This window comes from Streptomyces sp. NPDC091272, from assembly GCF_044757485.1.
In the GTDB taxonomy this organism is placed as follows: domain Bacteria; phylum Actinomycetota; class Actinomycetes; order Streptomycetales; family Streptomycetaceae; genus Streptomyces.
The window spans coordinates 616,901-628,640 of record NZ_JBIVVC010000002.1; the positions used below are offsets into that span (position 1 = coordinate 616,901).

Here is an 11,740-nt window from a genome sequence, read left to right on the forward strand (position 1 = left end):
ACGGGACACGAACGGGTGCGCAGACCCACAACCTGACAAGGCCGGGCCACGCGCACGCCGTCCGGGGCGGTGGGGGTTCGGACAGCAACCGCCGCCCGCCCGGGGCCCCCACCCCTCACACCTGCTGCCAGTATTCGAAGTCCCCCCGGAACTGCGTCGGCACCACCACGCTCCGCGTCCTGCCCAGGCCGTCCGGCAGCATCACCCGGCCTCCTTGCAGGGCCGCCCCTGCGCTGCCCGTGCTCCACAGCGGCAGCACCGCGTCCGGCCCATTCCTGTCGTACGAGAACACCACGACCGTACGGTCCGAGAGGGCGAGCCAGAGCCTGCGCCTCAGCAGGGCGTACGGCAGCGATCCTTCCGCCTCCCGCACCGGGACCACCAGCTTCAGCCGCTCCCCCGGCGCCAGCAGCTCGCGCCGGTAGGCCGCGGCGGCCTCGGCCGGTTCCACCGGCGGCCCGTAGACCTTCCACCGCACCACTCCCAGCAGCAGGAGGCCCCCGAGCATCCCCAGGGACGCGAGGAGTTTCGTCGGCATCGCGGTGCTCGCCCCCCAGATGAGATGACTCAGCACGAACAGCGAAAGCAACGGCAGGAACAGCGCGACCGACCGGTAGAGCCCTTTGAAGTAAGCCATCTTCCGGGCCTCCAACCGCCGTACTGAATAGCGCAGTTCGGGCCGACCGTACCGGCCGCGGTGCTGCCGCGCCTGCTGTTGTCGTCGGGTACCCCGATTTTCCTCGTACCTGTCCGGCCCGCGTCGGCGGCGGAATCCGTCGACGGAGCCTTACGTTGCGGGGAGAAAGCACTCGACACCAGGCGAAGGAGTTCGCGTGAGCGAGCAGATCGAGATCAGCCCCACCGGGTGGGTGGCCAAGCAGGCCGAGCTGTACGAGTCGTCGGGCGGCACCAAGGGCGCCACCATCGAGGGCGTGCCCTGCCTGTTGATCGACTACCGGGGGCGCCGCAGCGGCACTCTGCGCCGGACCGTCCTCATCTACGGGCGCGACGGCGACGACTACCTGATCGTCGCCTCGAAGGGCGGGGCCGACGAGCACCCGCTGTGGTACCTGAACCTCCAGGAGCACCCCGACGTCGAACTCCGCGTCGGGTCCGAGCGGTTCCCGGCGCGGGCGGAGACGCTGTCGGCGCAGGAGAAGGCACGGGTGTGGCCCGGCCTCGTGGAGCTCTTCCCGCAGTACGCGCAGTACGCCAAGAAGACCGAGCGGGACATTCCAGTGGTGCGGCTGCGGCGTACGGGGAACTGAGCCGGACGCCGACGGAGCCGGCACGCCCCTGGCACTCGCCCCGGCTCTCGTCCCGGCTCCCGCGCGAGGCCCTCGCGAGCCGATGCGAAGCCTGCGCTTGACAATTTAACACTGTTAAGCGCAGGCTTCGAGGCATGGAACTTAACGATGTTAAGGGAGCTGTCGGGGTCGACGTCGAGGTGCTGGTCGTCGGGGCCGGGCCCACCGGTCTCGCCCTGGCCTGCGATCTCACCCGGCGGGGCGTGTCCGCCCTTGTCGCCGAGCGGGCCGGTCACCTCTTCCCCGGTTCGCGCGGCAAGGGCATCCAGCCCCGGACCATGGAGGTCTTCGACGACCTCGGGGTCGTCGGCGCGGTGCTCGTGAGCGGGGGGCCCGCCCCCGTGGGAATGGCATGGCGGGGAGACGGGGAGCGGATCGGCGCGTACGACATGTTCCGGTCGGCGGCCCCCACCGAGGAGCAGTTGTACAGCGGACGTCCGTGGCTGCTACCGCAGTGGAGGACGCAGGAGATCCTGCGTGAGCGGCTGGAGGAGCTGGGCGGGGACGTACAACTCCGGTGCGAGGTAGCGGGGTTGACCCAGGACGCCGACGGGGTGAGCGTGCGGTTCGGGGACGGCAGCTCGGTCCGCGCCGCGTACGTCGTCGGGGCTGACGGCGGACGCAGCACCGTGCGGGCCGCGCTCGGCATCCGGATGGACGGCGAGCGCGTCGATCCCGCGCCCATGCTCGTCGCCGACGTACGCGTGCGGCCCGAGGCCCTCGACCGTGACAACTGGCACCTGTTCACGGAGGCCCCCGACGGCCTGCTCACCCTCTGCCCGCTGCCCGGGACCGACGACTTCCAGCTGCTGGCACGGTACGCCGACGAGCGCTCGGCCCCGGACACATCGGCCGCCGGGGTGCGCGAACTCGTCGCGAGCCGCAGCCACTTGAAGGCCGAGGACGTCACCGAGGTGCTGTGGGCCTCGGACTTCCGGCCGCGTACCGCACTCGCCGAGCACTTCCGCTCCGGCCGCGTGTTCCTCGCCGGGGACGCCGCACACCTTCACTCCCCGGCGGGCGGCCAGGGGCTCAACACCTCCGTTCAGGACGCCTACAACCTGGGCTGGAAGCTCGGACAGGTGCTGCGGTACGGCGCCGCTCCCGCGCTCCTCGACACCTACGAGGCGGAACGCAGGCCGGTCGCCGCCGAGATGCTGGAACTCAGCACACGCGTGCACCACGGCAAGCAGCAACGGGGGCCGGAGACACAGCAGTTGGGTATCGGGTATCGGGCGGGACCGCTTGCCGTCGGCGCCGCCGGGGTACTGGTCGCGGGCGACCGGGCACCCGACGCGGTACTGCCCGGCGGTGGCCGGCTCTTCGACGCGTTCCGGGGGCCGCACTTCACGCTGCTGGCGGTGGGGCACGCGGGGACCGGTGCGCACGAGGCACGCTCGGCACAGGAGACGTGCGCGGCCTGCGCGGCCTGCGCCGCGTACGAGAGCGACTGGCTGCGCACCCTGCACGTGCCCGCCCTGGCGGCGTACGGCGACGGGCTGTTCCTCGTACGTCCGGACGGCTGTCTGGCGTGGGCCGGCGAGGAGGCCGACGGCGAACTCGACGTGCTGCTGGGCAGGTTCGCCGCCGACGTCGCGGTCAGGAGTTAGCCGGAGGCGGGCCGTCGGGCAGCGGGACACCGGACAGGATCGGGAGGATCACCGCCTCCTCGTAGTCCATGTGGGCGGTCAGCTCGTCGGACATCCGGCGGAGTTCGGCGAGGAAGACGCCCGGGTCGGCGTATCGGAAGTCGCCGATGTGGGCGCTGAGCCGGGTCTTGAGTGCGGCCACCTTCCGGTGCTCCTCGCGCAGTCGCGCGAGTGCGTCGGCCAACTGCGGTTGGTGGTGCTCGATCTGCGGGAAGACCGCCGCGTCCTCGCTCCTGTGGTGGAAGTCGAGGGTCTCGCAGAAGGCCAGGCAGTGCTGGCGGATCTGCAGGCCGAGGCCCGGGAGGGTCGGGGCGCCCGGCACCGACGAGGCCGCCGCGAAGTGGGCCTCGGCGTCGTCGAGCACCCGGGCCAACTGGCCGCGCAGCCAGGTATGGATCTCCAGGAGCTTGTCGCCGACCGTGCGGACGGGAAGTGGGGCGCTGCCCTCCGCAGACCCGTACTCGGCGCGTTCGAGGACGACGACCGGGAGGGTGCGGGGGGTCTGCCGCTGATAGTCGGCGTAGCCGGGGGCGGCGCTGATGATTCGCTCGAAGAGGCGGTCACGGCGGGCACCTTCCGCCGGTACGGCGACCGCGCCGAACGACGACGTGTCGATCTCCACCTCGACGGAGGGGTGGGCGAGGACGTTGTGGTACCAGTCGGGGTGCTCCGGCGCGCCCATGTTCGAGCCGCAGACCAGGAGCACACCGTCCTCGGTGCGGGCGTACCCGAGCGGAACGGTGTGCCGGCTGCCGGACCGCGCTCCGGTGGTGGTGAGGAGCAGCAGGTCACCACCCTCGAAGGGGCCGCCCACCTTTCCCTCGTGGGCGCGGAACTCGTCGATGATCCTTTGGTTGAACATGCGGTGCCGTCATCTCCTGGGGCAGGTGTGGGTGCCTCCGTGGCAGGCGAGGCGCCACAGGGCGCGCTCGTGCGGCGCGGAGGAGAAGGAAGGGTGGTGCGAGGGAAGTCGCGGGACGCGGGACGGCGTCAGGTACGAGAGAAGTCACCTGACTGGTACGACGTCAGATGCGGGGAAGTCGCCTGACCGGCACGGCGTCAGGTGCGGGGTGCGGAGTACTTGCTCATCGCGTTGGCCCCTTGCAAAAAGGTGCTGGCTCGGATTGCCGGCCTGCCCACTGCTCCGTGGCCGGCACCGCGCTGCACGTCGGTCATTAGAGACCGCGCGGGCGGCGACTGTCAACGGCGGAACCGTCCACGACAGAAGAAGAAGAGGCGCGGACGGGATCGGGGGAACGAATCCCGCCCGCGCCAGGTGCGCAGAGCCGTAGGTACGGGGGGAACCCCGGCTCGTGCGCGGCCGATGACCAGTCGGCTCACTCTCTTCAGCGCCGCCGCCCCGAAAAACGTCACACCCTGGTCGCGCGCGTGAGCGCCCGGCCGTCGAGCGCGGGACGGAGGGTCCGGGCGGTGCTCTGCCGGGCGCCGCCGGCCTCGCCTGTCCGGCCCTTCCCGACATTGACGCCGCGGCCTTCGCCGCCGTTGCCCGTACCGCCGGCCCTGCCGTCGTTTCCGTCGCTTCCGTCGTTTCCGTCGCTCTGGCCCTTGCCGCCGGACGAGCTTCCGCTTCCGCTTCCGCTTCCACCTCCGGACCCGGTTCCGCTTCCGGTTCCGCCCGTGGAGCCCTTACCGCCGGCGGCATCGTCGCCGTGCCCCCGGCCCGGCTCGGGCGCGGCGACACCTCCCAGCAGGCGGTCGCAGTAGCGGTTGATGCCGTCGGAGCCCTTTGCCTGGGACTCCAGGTACTTCTTGAGGTGCGCGGGGAGCCGGTTGGCCCGGTAGTCGCGGCAGGCGTTCGTCGTACGGCGCCGCCAGTCGCCGGACGGCTTGCCCTGCTCACCGGCGCCCTCGGCCGTGTCCTTGCCGGAGGATGCCGATCCCGGTGCGTCCGCGGAGCCGGAGTCGGAGCCGGGCGTCTCCTGCTCCTGGTCCGGTGACCCGGCGCCGCCGCCCGCGTCGTCGCTCCGGCCCCTGCCGCTGTTCTTGTCCTCGCCCGTGTCCCCGCCGCTCATGTCCGTGTGCGGGGCGCTGTCGCCGGAGCCGGGGCCGGACGCGCCGCCGTCCGCCGGGGTCTCGGGGTGTCCGCGGCGTTCCGGATCCGCGTCCGCCTCCGCGTCCTGGCCGGCCTCCCCTTCCGGGCCCGCCGCCGACGACACCGAGGAGGCCGGCTCCGGGCCCGAGTGGCCGAACGGGAACGGCGAGGGGATCACCCCCGTGCCGGCGGCCACGGCCACCCCGCCGAGCGTGCCCGCCGCGAGCACGCTCACCAGGCCGAGACGCAGCGGCCTGCCCCAGCGGGAGTGCCGACGCGCCGGGCGGGCGGACCTGGACTGCCGGAACGCCGACAACGCGGCTGCTTCTCCAGGGAGTTCACCTGTCCCCGCGCCCGCTCGAAGGTCGGGCCCCACGCCCACCCGGAGGCCGGCCGACGCCGCCTCCGTACGCAACCCGTCCAGCGCGGCAGCGAGCCGCTCGGCCTCAAAGGCGTCCGCACGGCCGGTCCCGGAGACGGCTCCCGAAATGGTCCCTGCCGCAGATTCCGGCGCCCGCCGGGGCTCCGACGCGGCCCCGGGGCCACCCGGGACAGCTTCGCCGTGGGCCTCCCCGCGCAGCAGCCGTTCCGCCGCTTCCTCGTCAAGCCACTCGTAGCGCTCGTCGGCCATCACGTTTCCCTCTGCGTCCGCGCGCGCGATTGCGTCACACCGTGCGATGCGCGCAGCCTCCCGCGCACCGGTCCTGCCGCCCCGGCCGTCCGCCGGTCCCGCTGCGGGGGTACGGCGTCCAGTTCGCCGCCCGCGGCCCACTCGGCGCGCACCGCGAAGTCCGCATGGTCCGCGTACTCCGGGCGGCCACCGTGCCCGCCGGACTCCCCGCGTTCCCCGCGCTCCCCACGTTCCCCGTGCGCCCGCTGTTCCCCGTACTCCGCGTGCTCCCCCGCGCCCCGGTTCTCCAGCAGTTCCGCCAGCCGCTTCAGACCACGGTGGGCGGCGGTCCGTACCGCGCCGGGCCGTTTGCCCAGCGTCCTGGCCGCGCTCTTGGCGTCGAGTCCGACCACCACGCGCAGCACCACCGCCTCCGCCTGGTCCTGCGGGAGCTGTGCGATGAGGGCCATGGTCCGGTGGGTCGCCAGCGACTCCATCGCCTCGCCCGCGGTGTCCGACTCGGCGGCCTCCTCGGTGAGTTCGGCGTCGTCGCCGCCCACGGCGGGGCGCCTGCCCCGCATCCGGATGTGGTCGAGCGCGCGGTTGCGGCCTATCCGCGCCGCCCACCCCCGGAACCGGTCCGCGTCCCCGCTGAACCGGTCGAGGTCACGCGCTATCTGCAACCACGCCTCGGAGGCGACGTCCTCCGCGTCGAGCTCGCCGACAAGCGTGCGTATGTAGCCCAACAGCCGTGGATGCACGGCGCGGTACACAGTCCGGAACGCCTGCTCGTTCCCGTCCTGCGCCGCGAGCACCGCGGCGGTCAGCTCCGCGTCGTCCCCCAGCACTATCTCAACCTGTCCCCAGTCGATGCTGGCTGTCCCCAGTCGATGCTGGTCCCTGATGTGCCGGCTCGCCCCGGGCGCGCACCGCACGCCCCACCCCAGCGCGAATGTGCACGCTACGACGTCAACGGGCGATTAGTCCATGACCAGTACAACCTGCAACGACCTGCTGACAGACCGGGGTGTGACAGAAAACGCACTCATGGCGCTGAGAGGAGTACGGGCTCGTCGCACAGCCCGTGCGGATTGACGGCCGGGGTCACTCCTGTGGGGGGTGGCGGCCCCGGCCGTCCTTCCGGCCCGCCTACGCCCGCCTCGCCCGGCGCGCCGCCGCCGCGCGGAGGACTCGTTTGCCCTCCGTGGACTGTACGAACGCCGCCCGCAGGCCGTCGCCGTCGCCGGCGAGGAGGTCGAGCAGGCGCTCCTGGCGGCGCAGTTCGCCCGTGGCGAGCGGGCCGCCGTCGCGGTCCCCGTCCAACTGCCGGTGCACGGCGAGGGCCGCCGCCGAGCACTCCGCGGCCCAGGCCCGCAGTTCCTCCGCCTCGTACCTGCGCGGTACCGCGGCCGCCCGCCGCAGCACCTCCGCGAGTCCGGAGCCCCGGTCCGCGTGGTCCGCCGCCCGGACGACCGCGGCGGCGGCCAGCCGCAGCCGGCCGAGCCATTCCTCGCCGCCCTCGGCCGCCTCCCAGAGCGGGCGCAGCGCGGCATCCGCGGCGGCGGCGCCGACCGTGACCCCTTCGACGTACTCCAGGAGGGGCAGGCAGCGGTCCAGGCAGGCGAGTGCGCTCACCGCGAGGGCGCGCTCGTCGGCCCGGCCGAGCCGTCCGTCCGGTCCGGCCGGTTCCACCAGTGACAGGCTCACGCGTCCTCCTCCACACCACGACGGCACAACCCGACACGTCACCTTGGCAACGTCACCGCCCGCCGGGAGGTTCCCCGGCGGAACGTCACTGCGGTGCGCCACGGCCCTGGTTACGGCTGTCGCGCCTGCTGCCGTTCCAGGCCCAGCACGTCCAGGAAGTACGCGAACAGCTCCTCGGCCAGCGGATCCGCCTCCGCCTTCAGCACCGCGACGAGCGGTTCCAGTTCCACGGTCCGGCCGGCCTCCGCCGCCCAGGACACCGCCTTCTCCGCCGCGTCCTCGGCGGACAGGAACAGGTCCTCCAGGAGCAGTCCGTCCGCCTGGAGGTATCCGGCCATCGCCTCACGGCCCAGGCACGCGAACCACGACCCGCCCTCGGGCGCCGCCGCTTCCAGGACCACGCAGTCGCTGCCCATCACGAACGCGAACAGCGCCGGTGCCCCGGTGTCCCGGCACACCCCGCGCGCCAGCGCCCCCATGTCGCCGACCTCCGGCTCGCTCGGGCGCTCCCAGACCTGCCAGCCGCCGACGCGCTCGTCGTACAGCGCCAGATCGTCCCTGACCTCGGCCAATGCCTCCAGCTCCGAGAGCGGCCCGGCGTTCTTCCCCACGACGAAGTAACCCCAGAAACCCATGTTTCCCACTCCCCCCACGCGTTGACCTCAAGTGGCTCAAGACTCACCCGGACCGGGCCGGAACGGCAGGTTGCACACGTATCCGCCACAGCCCTGGCACATTGTGCCCACATGACGGGGGGTCATGGCCATCCGATGCGACTGCGGCCGTCGTCACACGTGCCGCCCGCCGCCCCGATCCGGTCCTGGCGGGGGGCCTAGTCCAGCTCTCCCGCCAGCGTCTTGAACTGCTCCCAGCCGAGGGACGGCTTGCGTGGGTCCCAGAGCTTCTGGGCCGTCGCGCGCAACGGCAGCCGTACGCCCTTCGCGATCTGGTCCTGCGTCTGCGCGTTGTGGTAGTCGCACCACACCGCGAACTGCCCGCCGGTGATCTGCGCGTCGTAGCGGGCGGGCACCGACTCGCTGCCGCGCAGGACCCTCGGGGTCCACTCGTCGTAGATGCGGCGGCCGGTCGGGTACTGGAAGGTGTTGGGCTCACCCAGGACGTAGTAGAGGTACTCGTCGTTGACGTTGAGTACCTTGCGGCCCTCCGCCAGGTACTCCTGGGGGCCGCGGGCGCCGATCTCCTTGCCCGTCCAGTACGCCACCTCGCGGGACTTGGGCGCGTCCACGACGCCGCCCGCGAAGTAGCCGTCGTTCCAGGCGCGGACGTCCGTCTTGCCGTGGGCCGCGACCGTCTTCGCCCGGTCGTTCAGCCAGCCCGTCGCGAGGTCCTGGACGCGGGCCTTCGCGCCGTACCTGCGCTGTGCCTCGCGGGCCAGCTGCGGGTATGTGGCCTCCGGGTCGGAGACGGTGAGCGCGCGGTACTCGTCGCCGCCCAGGTGCCAGTACGCACCGGGGAAGAGCTTCGCGTACTCGGTGAGCAGCTCGTCGACGATCTTCGCCGCCGCCGGGTCCGAGATGTCGACCGCACCCCGCGACGCCTTGCCCGCCGCGCTGCGCAGCTGGAGGCCGGGGTGCGCGGCGATCACCGCACCCAGGTGGCCCGGCATGTCGATCTCGGGGATCACCTTGATGTGCCGGGAGGCGGCGAGCGCGACGATGCGGCGCACCTCGTCCTGGCCGAGGTGGTCCTCGGAGACGACCTCCGGGTGCGAGGTGGAGGCGATCCGGAAGCCCTGGTCGTCCGAGAAGTGCAGACCCAGCTCGTTGAGCTTGAGGTCGCCCATCTCGCGGATCCGGTCCTCGATGAAGGACGCGTCGAAGTGCTTGCGGGCGGTGTCGAGGCCGAACCCGCGCCTGGGCTTGGCCGGGGCGTCCCGCAGCACCCCGTCGGCGAGGCCGCCGCCTGAGCGGGCCGCCTGCTTGACGGTACGGGTGCCGTAAAAGACGCCCGACTGGTCGCCGCCGGTGATCCTGACCCGCCCGCCCGTGGTGGTCACGGTGTACGACTCGGGGCCGCCGGTCGAGCCGGGCGCGCCCATCGCCAGCTCGACGTCGCCGGGCCTGGCCGGCTCGCCCTGCGCGTACCCCTTGCCCAGCTCGTCCGCGAGCAGCCGTCCCTCGTCGGCGAGTGCCTGCTCGCTGCCCGCCGCCACGACGACGCGGGTGCCCGCCGCGGGCCGCCAGCCGGTCCCCTTGGCCGGCCGCACCTCCCGTACGAAGGGGATGGTGCGGGGCGCCCCCGAGACGGCGCGGGTCGGCGAGGCGGCGGGGGACGGCGGCGCGCTGTCCGCGCTCTTGGCATCGCCGCTGCCGGTCCTGGCGGGCTGCGAGGCGGACGAGGACGGTGGGGAGCCGCCCTGGTCGGGCCAGGCGACCACCGTGACCGCACCGACCGCGGCGACGGCCACGACGGCCCCGGCCACCAGCGCCCCGCGCGGCACCCGGCCTCCGCCGCCCGCGGTCCGGTGTCCGGCCCGGTGCGACCTTCGGGGATTGTTCATCCGTCGTTCCCAACTTTCGCGTTTGGTGCAAAATGCGCTGTTCTCACCCAAAAGTACGAGTTTCTGGCGGCGAAGGCGTCGATCCCGCGCACGTAAACCCTCCCGTTCGGATGAAATTCGTGCATTCGTCGGACAGTTCCTTCCGGCCGTCGCTAGCGTTTACGACCCCGCCACCGTCCCACCAGCACACCGCCGCCCGTCGGCCTCGACGTAGGAGCCACGCTGCACCCCTCCGCCTCCCTGACAACGAGCGGCCGTGGCGGCCCGCCTCTCCCGGCTCCCCCGTCTTCCCCGGCTCCGTATCACCCGTCCTCCCTCGACCGGTTCAACGAGGCCCCCGCACACACCGCCGAGACCGTGCTGATCGGCTGCTGCGCCAACCGGCGCTGGGCCGCGCGGCTGGCCGCACACCGCCCCTACCCCGATCCGGACGCCCTGCTCGCGGCGGCCGACGAGGCCTCGTACGACCTCTCCGGCAGCGAGGTCGCGGACGCGCTGGCCCACGAGGAGCCGTCGGGCCCCGGGGCGGGCGTGCCGCCCGCCGCGCAGACCGCGCTGCTCGCCGCCCACGACACGTACGAGGGTCGCTTCGGACATCCGTTCGTGATCTGCCTGGACGCGTACGCCCCGGAGGAGCACCTCGACCAGGTGCTCGCCGGGATCCGCTTCCGGCTGGGCAACGAGCCCGACGAGGAGCGCGCCGTGGCCGCGGACGAACTGCGCCGACTGGCCCGCGGGCGGCTCGCCCGGCTGGTGCGGGACTCCTGGACGCGGCCCGCGCCCCGTCCCGCGAGCCCTTCCGTGGCGGTATGACCGGCGGTGCCCGCGGGCCGTCCCACTGGGCCGTTCGATTGCCTGTTTGATCACACCGGAGGCCCCCGGGCGAGGGAACCGACAACTCGTCGCTACGATGACCGGGGCCGGTGGACCGTACCCGGCCGGGTCAGACCGACATAACCAAGCCGGCCGACCCCAATCCCCGCTCCCGGAGGGTATTTCCGTGCCGGCTGGAACGCTGTATCGCGGCCGGGAAGGCATGTGGTCATGGGTGGCTCATCGAGTCACCGGCGTCCTCATCTTCTTCTTCCTGTTCGTACACGTCCTCGACACCGCTCTCGTCCGCGTCTCTCCCGAGGCGTACGACGATGTCGTGGCCACCTACAAGACCCCGCTCGTGGCCTGCCTCGAGTACGGGCTTGTCGCCGCCATCCTGTTCCACGCGCTGAACGGCCTTCGGGTCATCGCCGTGGACTTCTGGTCCAAGGGCGCCCGCTACCAGAAGCAGATGCTCTGGACCGTGCTGGGCATCTGGATCGTGCTGATGGTCGGCGCCCTGTACCCCGTGCTCGGTCACGCCGTACGCGAAGTCTTCGGGAGCTGAGTCAAGAACATGTCCGCTGAGACCTCTTCCGCAGTCGGCCCCGTCGAGGGCGTAGAGCCTGTGCGCCTGTACGACGTGGACAACCCGGCTCCCGTCATCGAGCCCCCGCGCACGCGCACCTCGAAGACGCCCCGCACCACCCGCACCAACTTCGAGCTGTACGGCTGGCTGTTCATGCGCCTGTCCGGCGTGGTGCTCGTCGTGCTCGTCCTCGGCCACCTCCTGATCCAGCTGGTGCTGGACGGCGGCGTCAGCAAGATCGGTTTCGCCTTCGTGGCGGGCCGCTGGGCCTCGCCGTTCTGGCAGGTCTGGGACCTCGCCATGCTGTGGCTGGCGATGCTGCACGGCGCCAACGGCCTGCGTACCGTCATCAACGACTACGCGGAGAAGCCGAAGACGCGCTTCTGGCTGAAGAACCTGCTGTACACCGCCACGGTGTTCACCGTCCTTCTGGGCACGCTGGTGATCTTCACCTTCGACCCGAACATCCGCTAGGCCCGGGGCTGAGGCAA

The 11,740-nt window shown here is 72.3% G+C and carries 12 protein-coding genes; 5 read left to right on the top strand and 7 right to left on the bottom strand.

Annotation, left to right across the window (positions count from 1 at the left end; all coding sequences use genetic code 11):
* Positions 1-115: 115 nt before the first annotated feature.
* On the bottom strand, positions 116-637 hold the full coding sequence (locus ACIQM4_RS07565; protein WP_401587355.1) for a hypothetical protein: 522 nt from the start codon (positions 635-637) through the stop codon (positions 116-118).
* A gap of 196 nt (positions 638-833) precedes the next feature.
* Here ACIQM4_RS07565 and ACIQM4_RS07570 point away from each other — a divergent pair, with 196 nt between their 5' ends.
* A complete protein-coding gene (locus ACIQM4_RS07570) occupies positions 834-1,268 on the top strand; it encodes a nitroreductase family deazaflavin-dependent oxidoreductase (RefSeq protein WP_401587358.1) in 435 nt (144 codons plus the stop codon).
* 134 nt (positions 1,269-1,402) lie between these two features.
* The gene (locus ACIQM4_RS07575) at positions 1,403-2,917 is read left to right on the top strand and encodes an FAD-dependent monooxygenase (RefSeq protein ID WP_401587361.1); all 1,515 of its coding nucleotides are present in this window, start codon (positions 1,403-1,405) and stop codon (positions 2,915-2,917) included.
* On the opposite strand, the gene ACIQM4_RS07580 is transcribed toward ACIQM4_RS07575, so the two are convergent.
* From ACIQM4_RS07580 to ACIQM4_RS07605, 6 genes are all read right to left on the bottom strand, one after another.
* Positions 2,907-3,818, bottom strand: a complete 912-nt coding sequence (locus ACIQM4_RS07580; RefSeq protein ID WP_401587364.1) for a nitroreductase/quinone reductase family protein — start codon at positions 3,816-3,818, stop codon at positions 2,907-2,909. The genes ACIQM4_RS07575 and ACIQM4_RS07580 overlap by 11 nt on opposite strands.
* A 508-nt stretch (positions 3,819-4,326) precedes the next feature.
* Positions 4,327-5,640: a hypothetical protein gene (locus ACIQM4_RS07585; RefSeq protein ID WP_401587366.1), complete on the bottom strand. Its 1,314-nt coding sequence runs from the start codon at positions 5,638-5,640 to the stop codon at positions 4,327-4,329.
* A complete protein-coding gene (locus ACIQM4_RS07590) occupies positions 5,640-6,467 on the bottom strand; it encodes an RNA polymerase sigma factor (RefSeq protein ID WP_401587369.1) in 828 nt (275 codons plus the stop codon). The genes ACIQM4_RS07585 and ACIQM4_RS07590 overlap by 1 nt, the downstream gene beginning before the upstream one ends.
* A 301-nt stretch (positions 6,468-6,768) precedes the next feature.
* A complete protein-coding gene (locus tag ACIQM4_RS07595) occupies positions 6,769-7,326 on the bottom strand; it encodes a hypothetical protein (protein ID WP_401587371.1) in 558 nt (185 codons plus the stop codon).
* Positions 7,327-7,436: 110 nt separating this feature from the next.
* Entirely contained in the window at positions 7,437-7,961 is a 525-nt protein-coding gene (locus ACIQM4_RS07600) for a hypothetical protein (RefSeq protein WP_401587374.1), read from the bottom strand.
* A 197-nt stretch (positions 7,962-8,158) separates the two neighbouring features.
* The gene (locus ACIQM4_RS07605) at positions 8,159-9,847 is read right to left on the bottom strand and encodes a glycoside hydrolase family 20 protein (protein WP_401587376.1); all 1,689 of its coding nucleotides are present in this window, start codon (positions 9,845-9,847) and stop codon (positions 8,159-8,161) included.
* Positions 9,848-10,069: 222 nt separating this feature from the next.
* On the opposite strand from ACIQM4_RS07605, the gene ACIQM4_RS07610 reads away from it, so the two are divergent.
* The 3 genes from ACIQM4_RS07610 (at position 10,070) to ACIQM4_RS07620 (ending at position 11,723) form a co-directional block, all read left to right on the top strand.
* The gene (locus ACIQM4_RS07610; protein ID WP_401588201.1) at positions 10,070-10,660 is read left to right on the top strand and encodes a 2-oxo-4-hydroxy-4-carboxy-5-ureidoimidazoline decarboxylase; all 591 of its coding nucleotides are present in this window, start codon (positions 10,070-10,072) and stop codon (positions 10,658-10,660) included.
* 187 nt (positions 10,661-10,847) lie between these two features.
* Positions 10,848-11,228: a succinate dehydrogenase, cytochrome b556 subunit gene (gene sdhC, locus ACIQM4_RS07615; protein WP_401587378.1), complete on the top strand. Its 381-nt coding sequence runs from the start codon at positions 10,848-10,850 to the stop codon at positions 11,226-11,228.
* 9 nt (positions 11,229-11,237) lie between these two features.
* Entirely contained in the window at positions 11,238-11,723 is a 486-nt protein-coding gene (locus tag ACIQM4_RS07620) for a succinate dehydrogenase hydrophobic membrane anchor subunit (RefSeq protein ID WP_401587381.1), read from the top strand.
* Positions 11,724-11,740: the final 17 nt, after the last annotated feature.

Bases quoted from the DNA above. Each gene is read 5' to 3' on its own strand.
- ACIQM4_RS07565 (WP_401587355.1), bottom strand. From the start codon at position 637: ATGGCTTACTTCAAAGGGCTCTACCGGTCGGTCGCGCTGTTCCTGCCG.
- ACIQM4_RS07575 (WP_401587361.1), top strand. From the start codon at position 1,403: ATGGAACTTAACGATGTTAAGGGAGCTGTCGGGGTCGACGTCGAGGTG.
- ACIQM4_RS07580 (WP_401587364.1), bottom strand. From the start codon at position 3,818: ATGTTCAACCAAAGGATCATCGACGAGTTCCGCGCCCACGAGGGAAAG.
- ACIQM4_RS07585 (WP_401587366.1), bottom strand. From the start codon at position 5,640: ATGGCCGACGAGCGCTACGAGTGGCTTGACGAGGAAGCGGCGGAACGG.
- ACIQM4_RS07600 (WP_401587374.1), bottom strand. From the start codon at position 7,961: ATGGGTTTCTGGGGTTACTTCGTCGTGGGGAAGAACGCCGGGCCGCTC.
- ACIQM4_RS07605 (WP_401587376.1), bottom strand. From the start codon at position 9,847: ATGAACAATCCCCGAAGGTCGCACCGGGCCGGACACCGGACCGCGGGC.
- ACIQM4_RS07620 (WP_401587381.1), top strand. From the start codon at position 11,238: ATGTCCGCTGAGACCTCTTCCGCAGTCGGCCCCGTCGAGGGCGTAGAG.